Below are 19,707 nucleotides of genomic sequence, written 5' to 3' on the forward strand. Positions count from 1 at the left end.
GCCAGTAAGAAGGCCATGCAACCCAATTTTCAAGTTCTGGATAGTGGTTGGTTATTTTAGAGTGGAGTCGTTTACTGCGCATTACTTTTCTGTAGCCGAAACGTGCTCAAGTCAGCAGATAGTTGCATAGAAGCCCCGTTAACCCAATTTCCAAGTTCGGAAAATTCGGGATAGTGGTTGGTTATTTTAGAGTGGGATAGTTTACTGCGCATTACTTTTCTGTAGCTGAAACGTGCTCAAGTCAGCAGATAGTTGCATAGAAGCCCCAGCAACCCAATTTCCAAGTTCTGGATAGTGGTTGGTTATTTTAGAGTGGAATAGTTTACTGCGCGATACTTTTCTGTAGCTGAAACGTGCTCAAGTCAGCAGATAGTTGCATAGAAGCCCCGTTAACCCAATTTCCAAGTTCGGGAAATTCGGTTAACGGGGCTTCTACTCCACTATCTAAACGCTGACTTTCGCACCTAAAAAAATCCAGCGAAATGGAGAGATTCCGCCAGACTAGTTACTACTCAAACGCATTTGAGTAGAGAGTTGGCGTATTAAGCGGGAGCAACTGCGCATTTTTTCAGGGTAGGGGGAGCAGTACTCAATACGTTAACTCTATTAGAAAAGTATAATCATAATTTAATAAAAGCAAAGAGTTTCGACTTCAAATCGTCATCTTTTTTAAAACCCATCTTATTGCCGTATAATGGAGTCAGTAGATTGGAGGAGATTTATCTCATGACTGAAAAAAATGTTTTTCACGTTAACGGGTATCTCGGACTCATTATTGCCATTTTATTAGTACTGGGTGGCGCTTGGCTGCTTTTACTGCAGACCACTTTTGGCATTGTTTCAGGTATCATACTGATTTTAATTGCCTTAATTGGTGGCAGTTCGTTGACCATTATTGCGCCCAACGAAGCCAAAGCACTCACTTTCTTTGGTCGCTACATTGGGACCATTCGGACTTCCGGACTGTATATGACTGTCCCGCTAACTAGCAAGCAAGGCGTTTCTCTACGGGTGCGTAACTTTAATAGTAAATTACTGAAAGTTAACGATTCTCGCGGGAACCCCGTTGAGATTGCGGCGGTCATCGTCTTCAAAGTTGTTGACACCAGCAAAGCCTTATTCGATGTTGACGATTATGAACAATTTGTTGAAATTCAAAGTGAATCTGCCATTCGACACGTGGCTTCTGAATTCCCCTACGATGCCTTTAATGATTCGGAGACGCTGACTTTGCGCAGCAACCCCACGGAAGTTTCTAATAAGTTAACTGCAGAACTGCAGTCCCGGCTGCAAATTGCCGGTGTACAAGTGATGGAAACGCGGCTGACTCACTTGGCTTACGCGACAGAGATTGCCAGCGCAATGCTGCAGCGGCAACAGTCTTCAGCAATTCTTTCAGCTCGGAAGATCATTGTTGACGGGGCGGTATCCATTACGGAAGACGCCATCGCTAAGCTGGAAAAGGATACTGATTTAAAGCTGACTGATGACCGTAAACTGCAATTGATCAATAACGTGATGGTTACGATCATTTCTGAGCGGGGTACCCAACCCGTGATCAGTACGAACGATACGAAATAATGACTTGAATTAAGTTATAAAATAAAGCACCTGAGTCAATTTTCCGTTAAGGAGAGCTGACTTAGGTGCTTGATTTTTAGGATTAAAGAACGTCTAGCGGTAATTTTTCAGTTGGTGCGGGATAGGCTTCATCTAACAGTTGCTTATCATCTGCGGTGAGCTGCAGGTTGCCGGCCAGCACGTTTTCTTTCACGTGGTCAGCGTTGCTGCTTTGCGGGATCGCCAGCAGTTGCGGGTGAGAAACGTCCCAGGCCAACAAGACCTGATAAGCGGAAACGTTGTGGCGTTTAGCAACTTTAAGCACGTTTGGATTACGCCCTAAATGGGTGTTCAGCTGGTCAGGAGCGCCGACTGGACTATAGGCGATAAAGGGTAACTGATGATCGGCTTGCCAACCCAGCAGACTATATTCCACGCCACGGCTGCCTAAGTTGAATAGGTCTTCATTAGCGGCTGCTTTGGGACCATCGGGGAGCTGCCAGAGTTCTTCTAGGTCACTGACATCGAAGTTGGAAATTCCCCACGCCTTAGTCTTGCCAGCCTCCGTTAGGCGCTGTAATTCAGCGACGGTTTCTGACAGTGGGGTTTGACCGCGCCAGTGATAGAGATAAAGGTCAACGTCATCGACGCCCAGCCGTTTCAAACTGGCATCTAAACTGCGTTCCATGCGGGCTTTTGACGCGTTAGTAGGGAGGACTTTTGAAATTAAGTAGAGCTGGTCGCGCGGAACACCCTTAATCGCTTTACCCACCAGTGTTTCAGATCGACCAGAGCCGTACATTTCTGCGGTGTCAATGACCTTGGCACCAGTGGCTAAACCAGCGTGAATCGCTTCAATTTCTTGGGCCTGCAGCAACGGGTCATCGCCCATGTGCCAAGTACCCATGCCAATTGCTGGGACTTGACTGCCCGCAATGGTGACTGTTTGCATAACAACATCTCCTTGTAGTTATAAAGCATATATTCATAGTCTATTGTAGAATTTTAAGCAGGATTATACCAACTCCGCGGCTTCCAGAATTTGGTGGGAAAAGTCGGTTAGCTTAGTCGGCAGCTGATCCAGGTCAAAGAAGGCGACTTTTTCGGTTTCGCCAACTTGAGGGGTCAGCTGAGTATCCTGGGTAAAGGCTTGATAAACGGCAATGACCGCGTCGATTTGATCACCGTTGGGGTAACTGAACTGCATTGAAGGCCCGCTGAGTAGCGTTTTAAATTTAAAATTGACCGCGTGAACGCCAGTTTCTTCCAAAATTTCGCGGTGGGCGGTCTCAGTTAACGACTCGCCAATTTCCTTGGAACCGGATGGCAGTCCCCATAAATGAGTGTCACTGCGATAAACGAACAGTAATTGCGCATTGGCATTATAGACAAGTCCCGCAGCACCGGTCGAAATTAACGGTTCGTGACCCACTTTTTTTCTTAAATTAAGGATGTAACCCATAGCATCACCTCATTTAAATAATAAGTTTCCTGTTAAGTTCATTATGCGTGATATGAACTGGAAATTAAAGCGCTTTAACGGGGTTCGTGACTAATTATCCCCTGAGAAAGCCTTGCACATTATTAAAATAATTGTTAAAATATACTCATTTAATTCTAATGTTCACTTGAGGACTAGTTTTAAGTTTCAAATACATAAGCGGCTCAATACCGCTACAGGAGGAATTATATGAGTTTTAAGAGTACATTCTTACGTCAGGAAGATCCGGCCGTCTACCAAGACAAAGATTCACATTTGGCTCGGGTGCTCGGCGTTAAGGATATTTTGGCATTAGGGGTTGGTACCATTGTTTCAACTTCTATTTTTACGTTGCCTGGAGTTGTTGCTGCGCAGCATGCTGGTCCAGCCGTTGCTCTTTCATTCTTAGCCGCAGCGATCGTGGCTGGGTTAGTGGCCTTCGCATATGCTGAAATGGCCGCCGCAATGCCATTCGCCGGTTCAGCTTATTCCTGGATCAACGTGGTGTTCGGTGAAGGGTTTGGCTGGATCGCCGGCTGGGCGCTATTAGCCGAGTACTTTATTGCCGTGGCCTTCGTTGGGTCCGGACTTTCCGCCAACTTCCGTGGGTTAATTGAACCTTTGGGGATCACTTTTCCGAAGGCTTTAGCTAATCCACTGGGCACCAATGGTGGGATTATTGATATTACTTCCGTTGTGGTTGTCTTACTGGTAGCCTTCCTGCTGTCACGCGGGGCATCAACGGCTGCGCGAGTTCAAGACACTTTAGTAGTGCTAAAAGTTTTAGCTATTCTGTTATTCATCGTGGTTGGTGCGACGGCACTTCATATGAAAAACTACGTCCCTTTCATTCCGGCACACAAAGTGGTCAACGGAAACCAGTTTGGTGGCTGGCAAGGAATCTACGCAGGTGTATCAATGATTTTCCTGTCTTACATTGGGTTTGATTCCGTGGCTGCTAACTCTGCTGAAGCCAAGGATCCGCAAAAGACGATGCCACGTGGGATCTTAGGTTCACTGGTCATCGCGGTTGTTTTGTTCGTGGCTGTTTCGCTGGTACTGGTTGGGATGTTCCATTACAGTGACTATGCGAATAACGCTGAACCCGTTGGCTGGGCACTTCGTCAAAGTGGTCATACATTAGTGGCAACGGTCGTTCAAGCGATTGCCGTTGTAGGGATGTTTACCGCCTTGATTGGGATGATGCTGGCTGGTTCACGGCTGGTTTATTCATTCGGTCGTGATGGCTTGCTGCCAAAGTGGCTGGGCAAGTTAAACGACAAGCAGTTGCCGAACCATGCGCTGTCAACCATCACCATTGTTGGTGTGGTCATCGGCTCGTTGTTCCCATTTGCCTTCCTGTCACAATTGATTTCTGCAGGGACGCTGATTGCCTTTATGTTTGTGTCTTTGGGGATCTATAAATTACGGCCCCGTGAAGGTAAGGATATTCCAGACCCTTCATTTAAGATGCCATTTTACCCAGTATTGCCATTTATCGCCTTCTTAGGTGCCTTAGGCGTGTTCTGGGGACTTGATAAGGACGCTAAGATCTATGCTTTAATTTGGTTTATCTTTGGTTTGCTGGTTTACCTGCTGTATGGTGCCAGACATTCTTCATTGAATAAAAAGCAAGATAAAACTCAAAAATAGTTTAAAGAAGACCCCAAAGCGCGATGTTTTGGGGCTTTTGTTTAAGGACATGATGATGGAGGACTCAAAATGAGTGAAAACGAACGACTTTTAGCAAATGAAGCGCCGGCCTTTTCGAAGGCTGCGCGGGTTAAATACTTTAATATTGTGATCGAATCCGGCAAGGGTGCCACGGTTACGGATGCGGACGGTAAGACTTACATCGATTTATTGGCCAGTGCCTCCGCTACCAACACGGGGCACTCACATCCCCACGTGGTTAAAGCGGTCCAGGACCAAGCGGCTAAATTGCTGCAGTATACGCCGGCTTATTTTGCGAACGATAACGCGGCTAAATTAGCACCACGGTTGACTGCTTTAGCGCCAATCAGCGGACCAACTGCACTGGGCTGGGGAAACTCAGGCTCAGACGCCAACGATGCGATCATTAAATTCGCGCGGGCTTACACCGGCCGGCCCTACATCGTGAGCTTTACCGGTGCCTATCATGGGTCAACCTATGGCTCGATCAGTGTGTCATCGGTCAGTCTGAATATGAGCCGTAAGATCGGTCCATTGCTTCCAGACGTTGTGAAAGTACCGTTCCCAGATCCGTGGAAGCGACTGAAAGGTGAATCTGAAGCGGACTTTGTGGACCGGATGTTTGCGGCCTTTAAGCTGCCATTTGAAACGTATCTGCCGGCTGAAGAAGTGGCTGTGATCTTGATCGAACCGATTCAAGGTGACGGTGGGATTGTTAAAACTCCCGACGCCTACATGCACAAGGTCTATGATTTTGCCAAAGCAAACGGCATTTTGTTTGCGGTTGATGAAGTGAACCAAGGTATGGGTCGGACGGGTAAGTGGTGGTCGATCGAACACTTCGGTCTGGAACCCGATCTGATGTCAGTTGGGAAATCACTGGCTTCTGGGCTGCCATTAAGTGCCGTGATCGGCCGTCAAGACATTATGAATTCACTGGGAGCACCCGCTAACGTCTACACGACAGCGGGTAACCCAGTGACGGCTGCCGCGGCCATGGCAACCATCGATGTGATCGAAGATGAACATTTACTAGAACGCAGTACGCGTCTGGGTAAAAAGGCGGCTGACTTTTTTGCTGCTGAGAAAAAGAAGTTTAAGTTTATTGGTGATGTCCGGATGTACGGCCTCGATGGTGGGATCGATATCGTTGATCCAGTGACTGGTGAACCGGACGCTGACGCCACCACTAAGATCATTTACCGGGTGTTTGAACTAGGGGCCATCATCATTAGTTTGAAGACTAACGTGCTCAGATTCCAGCCACCACTGGTCATTACTGATGAACAGCTGCAATCAGCCTTTGATATTTTGGATCAAGCCTTCAGCGAACTTTCAGCGGGCAAGCTTTCATTGCCTGATAACGCTGATGAAATTGGCTGGTAGGGCATCGGACACACAAATTATTTAAATTTAAAAGCGTTGGGTAAGCATCAGTCATCCAGCGCTTTTTGTGTTATTTTCAGGATTTTCATAATCTTGGTGAATTGCTTTCATAGCGGTCTATAAAATGTTTACGGTTGCGGGAAACTGCAGTGTTCCTATCCAAATCGAGTTTACCAGAAAGTTGACTAAAAATTGAGTAAAGTTTTATTGAAATTTAAGTAAGCGTTTACAAAGTCGACTAAGATGTGCTAGAATGTTCGTGAGCTATCAGGGAAGGGTAGCAAAATTTAATGGTCGTACTGCTGGAATAAACGACGATTTTGAATTTGAAATACATCCTAAATTATTATTTGGTTGTTTATTTCCGCCGTGCAGTCTAAAAAGTAAGGAGGCATGAATAATGGCTAGTAAGAATAATAGAAACAGCGATAAGATTACGCTCAATCCAGAGACGTTCGCTGAAGCAGTTCTTGGTGGTAATCCGAAGCGCGATGACGAAGAAGATAAGATCTATATCAAACGTCAACTAACGCTTTACTTGGAGTCAATGTTATTGGCACAAGATTTTAACGACCTTGAAGAAACTCGCTTTGACGTAGATAAGTCAGAGAAGCGTAACAAGATTCTTTCTAAGATTATTGAGCATCGTTATGAAGGTTCGGGAAGCGGCGAATAATAAATGGAAGCAAAGAAAGAAAGTCATGCTAAGCAGTATACATCATACGCATTAGGTGCGTTTGGACATGATGCGTTCTATGCTACTCTAAGTACTTATTTAATGTTGTTTATTACCAGTGAATTGTTCAATGGCGCTGCAAAGGGTGTCAAATCACATATGATTTTGATTATCACTACGATGATGATGATCATTCGGTTGGTTGAAATTGTGTTTGACCCAATTATTGGTGGTATTATCGATAACACGCAAACCAAATATGGTAAATTTAAGCCATGGTTACTGGTTGGTGCTGGTGTCAGTGCAATCTTCTTAGTCCTTATCTTTACGGATTTTGGTGGCTTAACTAATTCAAATCCAATGCTTTACGTTGTTTTCTTTGGTATTTGTTATGTCATCATGGATATTTTCTACTCGTTTAAAGATATTGCACTTTGGTCAATGCTCCCTGCTTTGAGTGTTGATGAAAAGGTTCGTAACAACTTCGGTACGACTGGTCGTTTAGGTTCAACGATTGGTGCCCAAGCGGTTCCAATCATGATCTTCCCAGTGATCGTGTTCTTCTCACACGTATTTTCTGGAACAAGTGGTCAGACGAAGACCCAAGCTGGTTGGATTGGATTTGCCATTGTTATCGCGATATTCTCATTTGGTGGTGCTTTATGCACGGCTTTGGGAACACATGAAAATACCAGTTTAATTCGTCAAAACACTAAACGTACTGGTGTGATTGGCATTTTCAAAGCCTTAGGTAAGAACGATCAATTGATGTGGTTGGCAGCTTCATACTTCCTATTCGCTTTAGGTTATGTTGTTACTAACTCACTGTTGGCATACTACTTCACTTACGTATTGGGTCAGTCAAACAAATTTACCTTTGCTGGCTGGATCATGGCTGTCTTAGGTGTTATTTCCGTTTCACTCTTCCCAGTGATTGTTGCGAAAGTTCATCGTAAGGCCATTTACGTTGGTGGTATTTGCATGATGCTGATTGGCTATGTCCTGTTCTTGTTTGCAGGAAACAGTCTACTCGGGGTCTTGGTTTCAGTTGCCGTCTTCTTCTTCCCATACCCAATGATCTTCTTGGCCGCATTGATGACCATTACTGATAGTGTTGAATATGGTCAGTGGAAGAATGGTACCCGGAACGAATCCGTTACATTGTCTATTCGACCTTTGATCGATAAGCTGGCTGGTGCGGTTGCTAACGGTGTTGTTGGTATCGCTGCCGTTCACTCTGGTATGACTGGTAACGCTGCTCCTAGCAGCATCAGTGCAGCTCAATTGAGCAACTTTAAGATGTACATGTTCTATGGACCAATGATTTTGGTTGCGGTTGCCGCTATTGTCTACTACACCAAGGTTAAGTTGAGTGAAGCTCGACATGAACAAATCGTTAAAGAACTTGAAACTAAGTTAAAGGCTGAAAAAACCGAAAAAGATGCTAAAGAAGCACCTGACGCTCAATAAACGTTGATTAAAAACCGTAATGGTCACTACAGAGATAGTGGCGTTACGGTTTTTTTTGCCCAAAAACGGACAAATGTTCGCTTTTACTTATGAGACTAAACGAGTAACCTAGAACCGTGACCTTGTATTTTACGGACATGCGTGTTGTAATGTGATAGGTAGATTAAAATTTGTTAAGAAAAGAGAGCGAAGCAGAATGGAAAGTAAACGACATATTTCAACCCGAGAAGTGGTTTATCTCGCAATGCTGATTGCGGTAACCGTGGTGATTTCAAGGTTCTTCTTAATTCCCATTCCAATGACCCATGGGAACATTAACCTGTGTGATGCAGGGATCTTTATTGCGGCGCTCCTACTCGGTCGAACTCAAGGTGCAGTGGTTGGTGCGTTCAGTGGCCTGCTGCTTGACTTAATTTCAGGGTTCACGCAATACATGTTCTTCTCATTTATCGTTCATGGCCTGGAAGGTTTTATTGCCGGCTGGATCGGCAGCAACAAGAAGAAATCGGCCAAAATTATTGCCATGATCGTTGGGACCATCGTGATGGTCGCGGGCTACTGGGCAACTGATACGCTGCTTTATGGTTTTAAAGTCGGCTTGATCGGTGTTCCAACCAACTTTCTTCAAGGTATCATCGGTGGAATTGTGGCCTACGTGGTTTCCGTACCATTGGAAAGTCGGTTACCCCGGTTGATCGGGTAAAACAATGGTTGAACAAAGTCTACATAACCAGCCATTTTTAGTTGCCGAAGACCTTTCCGCAATTGGGACGATGTCTCTGGGCGTTGCCATACCGATCTTAGCAGCCTTGGGGGTGCCAACCGCGGTGCTGCCAACCCAGGTTCTGTCCACTCAAACGGAAGGCTTTGGCACACCAGCCAAACAGTTTTCACCGACCTGGTTAACGGCCACGATTACTCACTGGCAGCAAGAACGCATTCAGCTTGCTGGTGGCTTGATCGGTTACGTTGGTCAAGTTGAGCTCTTACAGCAGTTAGTAAAATTAGTGGTGTCCCAGCAAGTGCATCCATTGATTGTTGATCCCGTGATGGGTGATGACGGGGCGCTTTATCCGGGGCTTACTGCTACTTATGTGATGGCCATGCAGCAACTGGTCACCCATGCGGATGTGATTACCCCCAACTGGACCGAAGCCCACTTATTGACGGGGACGAAAATGACGGCTGAACGGCCTGATCAAACAGCTGTTTCAGCACTGCTATCAGCGTTAACAACACTCTGCGGTGACCACACCCGTGTCGTGATCACTGGAATTCCCGGCAATGACGCCATTTTAACGGCTTATCAAACTGGCCAGACACAGCAGACAGTTTCTGCTCAACGACGGTCTGGTCATTTTTACGGCAGCGGCGATGTCTTTGCTGCATTACTGAGTGCTGTGCTGATGCGGCGGGTGAGTTTTGAGACTGCGGTAGCTATCGCGGTGAAGGGTGATACGATTGCCTTGGACCAAACGTCAGAGGCGGGCTATCAACGCCGCTTTGGCATGCAGCTCAGTCAGTTATTGACCTGGCTGATCCAAAAAGTGGTTACAAATCTTGATTCGTCTTGCTGATTAGTTCAGACTGAGGATAAATTAATACTTATTAGGGAAGAGGGACTGAGCATGATCGATACGAACGTTGATCGACGTCATGATAACAGTGATAAATGGGCCGTTACCAAAGACGATGACCAGCTATTGCCAATGACGATTGCCGATATGGATATTGCCACGCCGCAGTTCATTAGAGAAGCGATGCAGCGGGTCTTGAACAAAAAAGTGCTGGGCTATACGACACCTAGCACCGGGTTTTATAACGCCATTATTCGCTGGCAAAAAACGCACCATGACGTTAGTCTGAAACGCGACCAGCTGATCATTGTGCCAAGTATTGCGGTGGGACTGTCGTTTGTGATCCGTAATTTAACGCAAAAAAATGACGGTATTATTGTGATGTCGCCCTATTACCCGCCATACCGCCAGTTAGTGGTTGATAACCAGCGGCAATTTGTTGAATTTCCGCTGGTTCAGCGAGAAGGGCAGTACGTCATTGACTTTAACCGGCTGGATGCAGTCATGGCAGACAGTCAAAACAAAGCCATCATCGTCTGCAATCCGCATAATCCGGGCGGCTGTGTCTGGACCACCACGGAGTTACAGCGGCTCCAAGATATTGCCAACGCGCACCATGTGCTGGTGTTGGCCGATGAAATCCATGATGACGTGGCCTTTTCGGATAATTTGCCGGTTTCAATGCTGTCTGATCTAATGGGCAGTGAAGCGGCTAGTCAAACGGTGTTGATGAAATCAGCGACCAAAGCGTTTAATTTGGCCGGGGTGAAATGCGCCTTCTTGGCGGTTAAAAATCCGGCGCTGCTGGCAACCTTAAAGCACGCTGCGGCGGCTGAAGCGATTGAAGAAGTCAACACGTTAGGCGTAGTGGCTACCCAGACAGCTTATGAACAAGGCGCGCAGTGGCTGACTGAAGTGAATGCCTACCTAGAAGAGAACCGCAATTTGGCCTATGAATATCTGCGTGAAAACATCCCAATGATCCGGCCGATGTATCCTGAAGGAACTTACTTGATGTGGCTTGATTTTATGGCTTATGATCTATCCGATGATGAATTGGATGAAAAGTTACGCAGCCTGGGTCACATTTGTCTTAACCGAGGTATTGACTACGGTCAGACCGGCAGTGGCTTTATGCGGTTAAACTTCGCGGTGGATCGTGACGTTTTAAAGGATGCCTTGCAACGATTAAAGGCTTTTGATACAGCAGTTAGAAAAAAATAATTTAAATTATAAATTAAACGTAATAGGATGATTGTCTGATTTTCGGTTGTTAGCGGCCGTTAATTAGGCAATTTTTTTGTTTGGCTTGAGTTTGTCACATAACTGTAAAACGGTTTCTAAAAAAGTTCATATTTAATTCGCAACTCTTTCTTATTGATTTGATAACTTATACACATAAGAAAAGGAGGCGGCGTGAATGGGTGAAATGTCAGAAATTGGCGCTGGACGATTAGTTCGATGTCAGCACGCGCAGATGCGCAAGTCATTCATTGGTCGGGTACACCGGGTGTTTGGAAATCGGCTAGTCGTTGAAGTGATGAACTTTCATTTTCATGATCGCCGAGTAGTTGAACAGAATCAATATAAAATGGTCGTTGAAGCAAACGATGCGAAGGCAATGCCCATTATTTCATGCCAACAACGGAAAGGATGATCATCATGATTAAAATAAACGATATTGTAACCTGTCAGCCCAACGGTAACCTCACATGCCCGTTTGTTGGTCGCGTTGAACATATCTATGAACGCACGGTCATGGTGACCGTTTTAGAGCATCATCCTAACGACCGGTTCAAGTTGGCCGAATTGATGGGGCGGGTCATTGTTGCGAAAACCAAAATTGAAGTTCAGGCCAATGCAGCACCAGAGCTTAAGGTAGCGGAGGCATAAGAGATCACAAAAAGCTGCTGACCAGTTTGAAAACTAGTCAGCAGCTTTTTTAGTGCTTATTTAGCGACAAAGTCAGTTTTATTGAAGAAATCAACTTTAATATCGTCATCGGTAATGGTTAATTTGGTAATGCTGCCGTTAATGGTGGGGACGCCAACGTCGAGTTTGGGAGCGTAGCGGTCAACGATTGAGCGAATCGTCATTCCGTGAGAAACAACGAAGACTTGGTCACCGTCGTTGGTATTGGCGCGGAGTTTATTGAAACCGCGGTCGAGGCGCTTCCAGAACATTGCGTTGCTCTCTGCTTCACCATAGAGGTCGGCTTTATGAATCAGGTCACGGGCTTTTTCCAAACCGTATTTACCCAGTACGGCCGATTCGGAAGTTAGCTGAACCTGTTCACCAACGAATTGCCACATTTGATTGGCATCGTTGCCTTCAAAGTAGCCGTGGCACTGTTCACGAAACTCGGGGTATTGATAGCTGATAATGTTGATGTTTTCCTGATTGGCTTTCAAGATATAGGAAGCCGTTTCAATTGCCCGTCCTGAATCACTGCTGTACGCGGCGCTGAAGTTAATTTTTTTTAACTGTTCACCGGCACGTTTGGCATCGGCGATTCCCTTATCAGTTAATGGAGAATCGATCCAGCCCTGAATCTTATTATAATGGTTCAGCATTGTTTGACCGTGCCGAACGAAGTACGCAGTAAATGTTTTCACAGTAAGCCCTCCTAGGATGAAAAGTGAGTTTTATTCACATTCATTATAGCAATTTAGACCGACGTTTTCCAAAAGGAGTTAGTGACGCTGCTTTGAATTCCCCTTTTTGGGAGCTTTCATGACTAACCACAAGCCGGTTACGCCAGCCAGTAAAAGGCCGATAATGGTGAGCCAGAGACCAGCCTTGAGTCCGGGGGTGCGATAGGTCAGCCTGATACGATGCGTACCGCGGGGAATGGTGGCGCCCACGAAGCCGGTGTTGACAATCTGGGTGCTGTGCGGTTGTCCGTCAATGCTTAAGTGCCAGCCCTTACTGTAAGGAATGCTGGTGGTGAGGATGCGTTTACGGTTACCAACAGTAGTCCCCTGAACGTGATTATTGGTGACGTGCTGATGGGTCAGACCAGTGTGCTGCAGGCGGGTAGTTTGCTGACGATAACGGCTGCCATAAGGCATGGCAATGATCTTAACGTGTTTAAAATGCAGGCTTTCTGCGCCAGTAAACGAGAGGTTAATGGTCTTTCGGAGGTTATTTGAATAGCCTAGGTTGATCAGCAGGTGATCCTTGGGTTCATAGTCGGATAGATTGTTGATGCCTAGCTGGTTATAAGTTGTCTTGCCACGGCTGGTTTTGATATTTAAGGTATAAGCGTTAAAGAGCGGCGTGTTAAGGATCGTACGCCAGTTATTCTGCTGTTCGCCTTGGTAGAGTGGCATACCTGCCATTTTGGCCTGGGTCGCAAAGTAGTTAAGACGCTTTGCGGTATCTGGAAACCGCGTTGAAATACCGGATAGATCGAGGTAAAGTTCAGTTTTTCGATACTGCTCAGGCCGCTTTAACTTGAGGGCGTAAGTCTGTTGCTGCCCCAAGATGTCACTAGACATATCGTGCAGGCCGTGCTGATTAGCCGTTGTATCGTTATCGACGATGGCCTGATTTTGAGCTAATAATTTTTGAACTTCAGTTGAAGGCTTCGTTAATCCGGTCGCGGCAGCGTAGGTAGCAGCCTGCTTAGGTGATAACGGTCGACGGCCAAGTGATGCGGACGGCGAATACCGGGTATTATGCTGCAGGCGATAGTTGATCAGATCCGGAATCTTTAAGATCGGTTCGCTGGTCAGTTGGACCTTGTAAGCAGCGTGTTTGGTGGCCGTTTTCAGATGAGCCTTTGGCACGCCTGCAACGGGCTTTTGAACACTAGCCCCCTCCAGTAGGGCTTCTTGACGTTTCAGAGCCGATAGGTGATGGAAGGCAGCCGGGGTGATCTGAGCAGCTTGCGTATAGGCTAGTGGCAGCGCATAGCGGTTCTTTAAGATCGCGGTGCCGGTGCCGTTACCCACTGAATAGATCGGGTGATCATCAATGATTGCGGGTTGACCAGCTTTAGTTTTTAACGGGGTAAAGCCGTATGGCAGTGCCTGGTGGTTCAACTGGTCATCTTCGCGGGCAAAGAGGTACTTCACGTTAAGCAAGGAGAGCATTGAACCACGGGTGTCAACGGCGCTAGTTGGATTATTCATGCTGTTTTGAACGTTAGCTAACTGCTGATTGAAGCGGTTCACAGCGCCGTTTTGAACGGAATAGTAGGAACTGATAGTGTGCGTATTTAGCAGCATTGGAATGTTGTTGCCTACCGTGGCCATCGTGTAGTAGTCATTGGTCGTCGAGGTGCGATAGAAGCCGTTATCCCGGTTATGGAGGTAGTTATCAGCTCCATCAAAGTACCATTTGGACCATTGACCAGCAGCCTTTGTCGGCAGTTCGTTTGCCGGCGCACCGCTGTAATTAGTATCGTAAAAACTCAGACCGATGGTAATGGCGTTTAACAAGACGAGTCCTAACAGACCAAGTTTTAGCGGCTGAGCCAGTTGTGGTCTGAGTAGCAATAGACTGAACAGCCAGACAAACAGCATAAAGAGCAAGTAGGTCAGCAACTGGATCTGCCGGAATTTGAATAGGTAGCCGTTGGCAATCCAGATAACGATAATCAAACCGGCAATCACGCCAGTCAACCAGAGAAAGTCATGGGTACTGAAGGCATCGAGGTGGTCAACCAAGGTGGCGGCGGTTAAGGCAAAGACCAGTTGAGCCATCATCAGCCATCGGTTAGAAGGGGTACTCATGACGTTTAGCGTTGCCGCTACGGCAGGGAACAGTAGTCCCAGTGCAATTAAGATCAGGGTGATATTGAGTGCCAGATAGCGTTTGAAGCGCCGCAACGTCCAGACCATGGCGATCAAGGTGAGTCCGCTAGTGGCAATCAGTGCCCAGTAGTAGATGTTGCCGTTAGACGTCAGTAAATTATCAGGCAGAGTTCGATAGTAGATTTCTGGATACCAGTGCAGATTGTTGGCAAAAATTGAGCCGCCCATGCGCGAACTGTGCATCATTGCCATGACGTTAGGTAATAAAATTACGCTGGCAATCAAGAGCGCCAGCAGAATTGCAGCCGCTAGTCGCAGCAATAACGGCCATAATCTTGGTAATGAAACGTGTTTGTACTTTAAATCGGCGTACCGGATGATTAAAAAGAGCAGCGCGCCAAAGGCAATCAAGTAAGCAAAATAAACGTTACAGATCAAGATAGCAGCGGTCACGATTCCCAGCCACCACCAGGATCTGCCTTGTAAGATCAGGTCGATCGTCAGGCATAGTAATGGAAAGAAAATCATGGGCAGTAAAAAGAACGGGTGGTGGTAGCTGACGTAAAAGGTGAACCCGTTAAAGGTGTAGATCAAAGCCCCAATTACGCTGCCGGCGTTTTTAAAGTGAAAGTGGTTAGCTAATGCGATAAACGATAGCCCGACAACGTATAACCTGAAGATCGTTAATAGAGTGTAGCCGAGCTCAAGCTGATTAGCCGGGAACAAGGCAATTAAGTAACTAAATGGATCACCTACGAGGTAGTAGGCAAAGGTGGTCATTTGATCCGCTCCCAAACCTAAATTCCATGACCAGCCAAACAGTGACTGGTGGGCGGTGCCATGAAGGATACGGTAGAATTCCGTTAAAATGGGGTAGTGCTGTGCAATACCGTCTAGATTCCAAATGATGGAATGACCCGTTGCGTGTAACGCGCCAAAGGTTGCTGTTACGATGATTAGAAAAGTTAAGGTGTAGGTGAGCCACACCGATAACCGATTAGTTTTTCGTTTCAAAATAAGCGCACTCCAGTTTTCGTAATAACTCATTATCGCATACTCAATCTGATGTGGCGAAAATAAAAAGGCTACGCGAATGCGTAGCCCTTTTTAATGCTTAATTTAAATTTAGTTCTTGTCCATTGCGTGGCCACCAAAACCGTTACGTAAGGCAGAAACGACCTTACCGTTAAAGGTGTCTTCTTGCATTGAACGGAAGCGTTGCATAACGGATGCAGAGATAACGGGGGTTGGAACGCCGTGATCCATGGCGTCTTCAACGGTCCATTGACCTTCACCATTTGAGTGCATACGGCCCTTGATCTTGTCCAAGTTAGGATCTTTTTCAAAGGCTGCTTCAGCCAATTCCATTAACCAGCTACGAACAACTGAACCGTGGTTCCAAACTTTAGCAACCGCTTCGTTGTCATAGTCAAAGTCAGAAGCTTGGAGGACTTCAAAACCTTCACCGATGGCTTCCATCATACCGTATTCGATACCGTTGTGGACCATCTTCAAGTAGTGACCTGAACCGGCTTTACCAGTGTAAAGGTAACCATCTTTTTGAGCAATACCTTCAAATAAAGGACGAATGGTTTCGAAGACTTCTGGTTCGTCGCCACCGATCATGAAGTTACCACCGTTAAGGGCACCGCTCCAGCCGCCTGAAGAACCGCAGTCAAAGTAGTGAACGCCCTTGGCGCCTAAAAGACGGTTGTGACGAAGTGAGTCTTTCCAGAAGGTGTTACCGCCATCAATCACGATATCGCCCTTGTTTAAGTTAGCGGCTAAGTCGTCGACAGTAGCATCAGTTGGCTTACCAGCTGGTACCATGATCCAAACGATCTTTGGAGATGGTAATTGAGCGATCATTTCCTTCAGCGTGGTGGCCTTGTCTGCGCCGTACTTGCCGGCTTCTTCAACCAAGTCAGTGTTTAAGTCAAAACCAACAACTTCATTATTGTTACGAATCATGTTTTGGGCTAAATGAATCCCCATTTTGCCTAGTCCGATTAAACCTAATTTCATTAGAAAAGCTCCTTATTCGTTTTAACTGGTATTTAACAACAGAATTAGTATATAAGATTATTTGGACTAGCGCAAGAGAAAATGTAAAAAAATTTCAGTTTTATTTTCATGTGTGAAAATTCACTTACAGCTTTATTAGATGAAGTATTGAATCAACCAGGTCACAATCAGCCAAATGATTAATAATGGCCACTTTAACTGTAACAGCAGGGCTGCCAGTTCACGTAACATGGCGGGAATCAATGCCACGGGGATCGTCCAAGAACCTAATAGACTCACCGCTAAGTGGTGGCGTTTGGCCAGTAATTGACTGCGAACGAGGTGATAGTCACTGGTGATCACCAAGATCTTGGGTGGTCGCGACTGCTGCCAATCGTGTTCAATCAGTCGTTTGGAAAATTTAAAGTTGGTATCCGTTGAAGTCGCCGCTTCTTCTAACAGGAGCTGACTTGAAGGGATGCGGTGGTGTTTGAGATAGACGGCCATGACTTGCGCTTCACTTTGCGGCTCATCGCTGCCTTGACCACCAGTCAAAACGAGTTTGGGCTGCTTAGGTTGTGCGGCACAAAAGGAAATGGCGGTCTGCAAACGCCGAACTAGGGTTTTGGATGGGCCAGCGGACGTCACTTTTGCGCCCAGCGCGATCACGTAGTCTGGTGTCACTGCGAGTTTGGCGTGGCGCTTGTACCAGTAGGTCAGCCAGAGATACAGGGTGGCTGTACCGTACCAAACTGCCATACCAGTACTGACGGCCGTGGCAACTAGTTGACCTGGCCAGAGTTTTAACGGCAAGTCGATGAGGATATCGGCAACGATCAGTAAAGCCATGAGTGGTGCCCAGACAAGACGCTGATCCGGCTGTCCCGTAACCAGTGGCCAAACGGCAGCTAAATTAAGCAGTGTAATCAACAGTAGAATTATCAGCAGGGTAATCACCTCCTTGCGGCTAGTATAGATTAAAACCAGGATGGTAGCTTGACTTTTATGGGGAGTGTTTGTAGTATTAATGACAGCTATGAATCACCGAAGTAGGTCAAAGGGCAACGATAAAGAAACTTGACGGTTGCTGCAAGTCAAGCGTCCCAACTGACTGAATTACAGTGTGGAGCGACCCAGCAGATTGCTGGCGGGTCATGCCGATATCCATGTCGAGCGACGTTATCATAATATAACGTAACTTGGGTGGTAACGCGGAATTAATTTCGTCCCTATTAGTCTATGACTAGTGGGGACTTTTTTGATATCTTAAGGAGGGTTCTTTGTGACAATTTTAGATGAGCTTAAATGGCGTGGCGCGATTAATCAGCAAACGGATGAAGCAGGTTTAACTGATCTGGTTAAAAATAAGTCAGTAGGGTTATATGTAGGAATAGATCCTACCGGAGATTCGATGCATATCGGACATTTGATTCCCTTTATGATCTTAAAACGGTTCCAGTTAGCTGGTCACCGACCTTATATCGTCATCGGCGGCGGTACTGGATCAATTGGTGATCCCAGTGGCAAGAAGTCAGAACGAGTTCTGCAATCAATGGAACAAGTTCACCATAATGAAGCAGCCATTACGGCCCAAATGGAACATTTATTCGGCCAAGACGGCAGCTTTAAGATCGTGAACAACTATGACTGGCTGTCAAAAATGTCGTTGCTGGACTTTTTACGGGATTACGGTAAGTTATTCAACGTGAACAATATGCTGTCTAAAGAAGTGGTTGCTTCCCGGTTGGAAGTCGGCATTTCATTTACTGAATTTACTTACCAAATTCTGCAGTCAGTTGATTTTCTTCATCTATATCAGGCTGAAGATGTGCAGCTGCAAGTTGGTGGCGCCGATCAATGGGGCAACATTACTGCCGGGATTGACTTGATCCATAAGATCAAGGGTGCGGATGCTAAGGCGTTTGGCTTAACCATTCCGTTGATGCTGAAGGCGGATGGCACTAAGTTTGGTAAAACTGCGGGTGGTGCAGTCTGGCTCGATCCAGAAAAGACGACACCTTATGAATTCTACCAGTTTTGGTTGAACCAAGATGACCGTGACGTGGTGAAATACTTGAAGTACTTTACCTTCTTGAGCCAAGATGAAATTGCTGATTTGGCTAAAAAAGTGGAAACGCAGCCTGAAAAGCGCGAAGCCCAGCGCCGTTTGGCAGAAGAAGTCACTGAATTCGTCCATGGTAAAGACGCCGTTACTGAAGCAGAAAACATTTCTAAAGCGTTGTTCTCGGGTGACGTGGCCGATTTGTCAGCCAACGAAATCGAACAGGGCTTTAAGAACATGCCTTCCGTTGAAGTAACCGGTGAGAAGCGCAACATTGTGGAATGGCTAGTTGATGTGACTGCTATTGAATCATCTCGACGTCAAGCACGGGAAGACATTAATAACGGTGCCATTCGGATCAACGGCGAAAAGGTGACGGATGTTAACGCTGAGATTGATCCAAGCACTCACTTCGATGGTAAGTTTGTGATCGTCCGTCGCGGTAAGAAGCGCTATTTCTTAGCACGAGTTAAATAGAGAGTTGTTTAATTGCGGATCGGTTTGCGAAAGCGAATCGATCCGTTTTTTATTACTTAATATGAAGTAATGAGTATTTTAAGTGTGCTGAGAAGACGGGGCTAAGTGATCAGGTCAATTTATTTTAAATTTATTTGAAAAAGTAATTGACCAAACTGGGAATAGTTGGTATGATATTATTTGTTGTCGCGAGGAAACGCAGACACATATACCGATTCAAAATTTTAAAAGTTATGTGTTGACATTTTAAATCGCTGATGATATAGTTAATAAGTTGCCTCAGTAAGAGACGTTCCAAACGGAAACGTTGATGTAGAAAGTTTTTATTGACTTTCCCGAGACGATAAGTTACAATGAAATAGCTGATTCGTAAAAGAATTTGCTTGGTAGACCTTTGAAAACTGAACAAAGTTTTGTTTCACAAATGTGCAGGGCATATCAGTTTAGGCTGGTATCAAATGTAATTTGCGAAGTCAATTTCGCTAGTAATATTAATGAGTCACAAACAATCATAAAATGAGAGTTTGATCCTGGCTCAGGACGAACGCTGGCGGCGTGCCTAATACATGCAAGTCGAACGC

Annotated in this window: 17 protein-coding genes, 1 rRNA gene and 1 other annotated feature; of the genes, 12 read left to right on the top strand and 6 right to left on the bottom strand. The window is 45.9% G+C overall.

Annotated elements, in window-relative coordinates:
* Positions 1-726 precede the first annotated feature (726 nt).
* Entirely contained in the window at positions 727-1,581 is an 855-nt protein-coding gene (locus tag CES79_RS03105; RefSeq protein WP_089136270.1) for an SPFH domain-containing protein, read from the top strand.
* 82 nt (positions 1,582-1,663) lie between these two features.
* Here CES79_RS03105 and CES79_RS03110 read toward each other — a convergent pair whose 3' ends face one another.
* The gene (locus CES79_RS03110) at positions 1,664-2,512 is read right to left on the bottom strand and encodes an aldo/keto reductase (protein ID WP_054656190.1); all 849 of its coding nucleotides are present in this window, start codon (positions 2,510-2,512) and stop codon (positions 1,664-1,666) included.
* A gap of 63 nt (positions 2,513-2,575) precedes the next feature.
* On the bottom strand, positions 2,576-3,022 hold the full coding sequence (locus tag CES79_RS03115; protein ID WP_089136271.1) for an NUDIX hydrolase: 447 nt from the start codon (positions 3,020-3,022) through the stop codon (positions 2,576-2,578).
* 228 nt (positions 3,023-3,250) lie between these two features.
* On the opposite strand from CES79_RS03115, the gene CES79_RS03120 reads away from it, so the two are divergent.
* From CES79_RS03120 to CES79_RS03160, 9 genes are all read left to right on the top strand, one after another.
* Positions 3,251-4,693: an APC family permease gene (locus CES79_RS03120; RefSeq protein ID WP_054656192.1), complete on the top strand. Its 1,443-nt coding sequence runs from the start codon at positions 3,251-3,253 to the stop codon at positions 4,691-4,693.
* Positions 4,694-4,762: 69 nt separating this feature from the next.
* On the top strand, positions 4,763-6,100 hold the full coding sequence (locus tag CES79_RS03125; protein WP_089136272.1) for an aspartate aminotransferase family protein: 1,338 nt from the start codon (positions 4,763-4,765) through the stop codon (positions 6,098-6,100).
* Positions 6,101-6,500: 400 nt separating this feature from the next.
* Positions 6,501-6,776: a hypothetical protein gene (locus tag CES79_RS03130; RefSeq protein WP_054656194.1), complete on the top strand. Its 276-nt coding sequence runs from the start codon at positions 6,501-6,503 to the stop codon at positions 6,774-6,776.
* Between the two features lie 3 nt (positions 6,777-6,779).
* Positions 6,780-8,246 (top strand): glycoside-pentoside-hexuronide (GPH):cation symporter, encoded by a 1,467-nt coding sequence (locus CES79_RS03135; RefSeq protein ID WP_054656196.1) that lies wholly within the window; start codon positions 6,780-6,782, stop codon positions 8,244-8,246.
* A 196-nt stretch (positions 8,247-8,442) separates the two neighbouring features.
* Positions 8,443-8,949 carry an ECF transporter S component gene (locus CES79_RS03140; protein ID WP_054656198.1) on the top strand — a complete coding sequence of 169 codons (507 nt, stop codon included), beginning with the start codon at positions 8,443-8,445 and terminating at the stop codon, positions 8,947-8,949.
* A 4-nt stretch (positions 8,950-8,953) separates the two neighbouring features.
* Entirely contained in the window at positions 8,954-9,823 is an 870-nt protein-coding gene (locus CES79_RS03145) for a PfkB family carbohydrate kinase (protein WP_054656200.1), read from the top strand.
* A gap of 51 nt (positions 9,824-9,874) precedes the next feature.
* A complete protein-coding gene (locus tag CES79_RS03150) occupies positions 9,875-11,047 on the top strand; it encodes a MalY/PatB family protein (protein ID WP_089136273.1) in 1,173 nt (390 codons plus the stop codon).
* A gap of 196 nt (positions 11,048-11,243) precedes the next feature.
* Positions 11,244-11,480, top strand: coding sequence for a hypothetical protein (locus CES79_RS03155; protein ID WP_054656206.1), 237 nt, complete (start codon positions 11,244-11,246; stop codon positions 11,478-11,480).
* 5 nt (positions 11,481-11,485) lie between these two features.
* Positions 11,486-11,716: a hypothetical protein gene (locus CES79_RS03160; RefSeq protein ID WP_089136274.1), complete on the top strand. Its 231-nt coding sequence runs from the start codon at positions 11,486-11,488 to the stop codon at positions 11,714-11,716.
* Between the two features lie 56 nt (positions 11,717-11,772).
* On the opposite strand, the gene CES79_RS03165 is transcribed toward CES79_RS03160, so the two are convergent.
* The 4 genes from CES79_RS03165 to CES79_RS03180 form a co-directional block, all read right to left on the bottom strand.
* Positions 11,773-12,438 (bottom strand): histidine phosphatase family protein, encoded by a 666-nt coding sequence (locus CES79_RS03165; protein ID WP_054656212.1) that lies wholly within the window; start codon positions 12,436-12,438, stop codon positions 11,773-11,775.
* 78 nt (positions 12,439-12,516) lie between these two features.
* Positions 12,517-15,597 carry a YfhO family protein gene (locus tag CES79_RS03170; protein WP_159459449.1) on the bottom strand — a complete coding sequence of 1,027 codons (3,081 nt, stop codon included), beginning with the start codon at positions 15,595-15,597 and terminating at the stop codon, positions 12,517-12,519.
* A 111-nt stretch (positions 15,598-15,708) separates the two neighbouring features.
* Positions 15,709-16,608, bottom strand: a complete 900-nt coding sequence (gene gnd / locus CES79_RS03175) for a phosphogluconate dehydrogenase (NAD(+)-dependent, decarboxylating) (protein ID WP_054656219.1) — start codon at positions 16,606-16,608, stop codon at positions 15,709-15,711.
* Between the two features lie 135 nt (positions 16,609-16,743).
* Entirely contained in the window at positions 16,744-17,517 is a 774-nt protein-coding gene (locus tag CES79_RS03180; RefSeq protein WP_054656221.1) for a YdcF family protein, read from the bottom strand.
* 97 nt (positions 17,518-17,614) lie between these two features.
* Positions 17,615-17,821, top strand: a binding site (T-box leader).
* Between the two features lie 48 nt (positions 17,822-17,869).
* Here CES79_RS03180 and tyrS point away from each other — a divergent pair.
* Entirely contained in the window at positions 17,870-19,126 is a 1,257-nt protein-coding gene (gene tyrS, locus CES79_RS03185) for a tyrosine--tRNA ligase (protein ID WP_089136276.1), read from the top strand.
* A gap of 512 nt (positions 19,127-19,638) precedes the next feature.
* Positions 19,639-19,707: ribosomal RNA gene (locus tag CES79_RS03190) — 16S ribosomal RNA — on the top strand; the annotation flags it as partial.

This window comes from Secundilactobacillus silagei JCM 19001 (assembly GCF_002217945.1).
In the GTDB taxonomy this organism is placed as follows: Bacteria; Bacillota; Bacilli; order Lactobacillales; family Lactobacillaceae; genus Secundilactobacillus; species Secundilactobacillus silagei.

Excerpts from the sequence above, each read along its gene's own strand:
- CES79_RS03105 (WP_089136270.1), top strand. The coding sequence starts at position 727 with ATGACTGAAAAAAATGTTTTTCACGTTAACGGGTATCTCGGACTCATT.
- CES79_RS03110 (WP_054656190.1), bottom strand. The coding sequence starts at position 2,512 with ATGCAAACAGTCACCATTGCGGGCAGTCAAGTCCCAGCAATTGGCATG.
- CES79_RS03115 (WP_089136271.1), bottom strand. The coding sequence starts at position 3,022 with ATGGGTTACATCCTTAATTTAAGAAAAAAAGTGGGTCACGAACCGTTA.
- CES79_RS03120 (WP_054656192.1), top strand. The coding sequence starts at position 3,251 with ATGAGTTTTAAGAGTACATTCTTACGTCAGGAAGATCCGGCCGTCTAC.
- CES79_RS03125 (WP_089136272.1), top strand. The coding sequence starts at position 4,763 with ATGAGTGAAAACGAACGACTTTTAGCAAATGAAGCGCCGGCCTTTTCG.
- CES79_RS03130 (WP_054656194.1), top strand. The coding sequence starts at position 6,501 with ATGGCTAGTAAGAATAATAGAAACAGCGATAAGATTACGCTCAATCCA.
- CES79_RS03135 (WP_054656196.1), top strand. The coding sequence starts at position 6,780 with ATGGAAGCAAAGAAAGAAAGTCATGCTAAGCAGTATACATCATACGCA.
- CES79_RS03140 (WP_054656198.1), top strand. The coding sequence starts at position 8,443 with ATGGAAAGTAAACGACATATTTCAACCCGAGAAGTGGTTTATCTCGCA.
- CES79_RS03145 (WP_054656200.1), top strand. The coding sequence starts at position 8,954 with ATGGTTGAACAAAGTCTACATAACCAGCCATTTTTAGTTGCCGAAGAC.
- CES79_RS03150 (WP_089136273.1), top strand. The coding sequence starts at position 9,875 with ATGATCGATACGAACGTTGATCGACGTCATGATAACAGTGATAAATGG.
- CES79_RS03155 (WP_054656206.1), top strand. The coding sequence starts at position 11,244 with ATGGGTGAAATGTCAGAAATTGGCGCTGGACGATTAGTTCGATGTCAG.
- CES79_RS03160 (WP_089136274.1), top strand. The coding sequence starts at position 11,486 with ATGATTAAAATAAACGATATTGTAACCTGTCAGCCCAACGGTAACCTC.
- gnd (WP_054656219.1), bottom strand. The coding sequence starts at position 16,608 with ATGAAATTAGGTTTAATCGGACTAGGCAAAATGGGGATTCATTTAGCC.